Consider the following 1,491-nt stretch of genomic DNA (forward strand, 5'->3'; position numbering starts at 1 on the left):
GTAACGCAGTTGGTGGTGACACACGATTTGCCGTTTGCGGAAGCGGTCGCGGATAAGACATTTGATTTTGGGACAGATGTAGAACGCTAGGGGGCTGCGTATGAAAAAGAAGATTAATTGGCGTCGTCAAATTATTGGGAACGGGATTGTACTCGTCGTGCTGGCTTTGCTGGTTGGCTTTGTTTGGTATCGAACGTCACACGCAAATGATACTTGGCGCAAAGTGACTGCAGATAAGACTGTTGTTGTGGGACTAGATGATACCTTTGTGCCAATGGGCTACCGAGACAAGTCCGGTAAGTTAGTTGGGTTTGATGTGGATTTGGCCCGGGCAACCTTCAAAAAATTGGGGTTGCGGGTTAAGTTTCAAGCCATTGACTGGTCAATGAAGGAAACGGAGTTGGATACTGGTCACATTGACATGATTTGGAATGGTTATACAATGACGCCAGCCCGGGCAAAGAAGGTCGCCTTCTCGGTGCCATATCACAACGATTCACAAGTACTAGTCACGTTAAAGCGTAACCAAATCGATACGATTAAACAGATGGCTGGTAAGACGTTAGCTGTTCAAACTGGTTCAGCTGGTTTGACGGTCTTCAACGAGAAACCTAAGGTATTAAAGGACTTTTTGGGTTCAGCACCGGTACAATATGACACGTTCGATAAAGCTTTGAATGATTTGCAAGTTGGCCGTGTAAGTGCAGTTTTGATTGATATGGACTACGCCCGTTATTATGTGGCGCACGAACCTAATCCGGCTGATTTCGAAATTATTAAGACGGGTTATGGTGAAGACGCGTATGGTGTGGGGTTCCGTAAGGGAGATGTGACCTTACGAGAAAAGGTCAATCAGGTCTTAACGGGCTTTAAGAAGGATGGCACGTTAGATAAAGTTTCTGAACGTTACTTTGGCACCAAAAATAATGATTAAACAATAAGGGCGGGATAGCAGTTTCTGTCCGACTTGCTAAGGTCGCAAATCTCCCGATTTAAATCGGCGGATTTGCGGCTTTTTGTTTTACGTTCATTTTTGTGGCGTGTGCCTGCTTAAATATGCCGAACATTTTTAAGTATTAAACGGTTGATACAGCTTAGTGATGTTTTTTGAAACGGTTTGCTAGCTGAAATTGGGGTGGGTTAACGGTTGAAACGCGAACGTTCGTCGGATTACTGGAAATTGATGGCTGACGAGGGTTGTGTTTGCCCAGTATCTCGATAAGCTAGAGTTTGTAATCGGGAACATATGGATCAGCATAAAGGAGATATTTCAACATGAAGACTGCATTTGACACTGTACCGGACGCTTTGCAAACGTTGCGTCAAGGGGGCGTTATTATCTTGGCAGATGATGAGAGTCGCGAAAATGAAGGTGATTTAGTGGCATTGGCTGCTGATATCACACCAGAAACGGTGCATATGATGCTTCGTGAAGCGGCTGGATTGATGTGCACGCCTGTTGGACCAGAAATTGCGGCGCGGCTTGGATTG

2 protein-coding genes are annotated in these 1,491 nt (G+C 45.3%); both read left to right on the top strand.

From position 1 onward, the window contains the following. Nucleotides 1–100 precede the first annotated feature (100 nt). Complete coding sequence (locus WEIDD23_RS10130; protein WP_010372602.1) at nucleotides 101–934, top strand: amino acid ABC transporter substrate-binding protein; 834 nt, start codon at nucleotides 101–103, stop codon at nucleotides 932–934. 341 nt (nucleotides 935–1,275) lie between these two features. Beyond that, nucleotides 1,276–1,491: 3,4-dihydroxy-2-butanone-4-phosphate synthase (locus tag WEIDD23_RS10135; protein WP_197458872.1), on the top strand; the 216-nt coding region annotated here is incomplete at its 3' end.

The organism is Weissella sp. DD23 (genome assembly GCF_001579105.1).
Taxonomy (GTDB): Bacteria; Bacillota; Bacilli; order Lactobacillales; family Lactobacillaceae; genus Weissella; species Weissella cibaria.

Excerpts from the sequence above, each read along its gene's own strand:
- WEIDD23_RS10130 (WP_010372602.1), top strand. The coding sequence starts at position 101 with ATGAAAAAGAAGATTAATTGGCGTCGTCAAATTATTGGGAACGGGATT.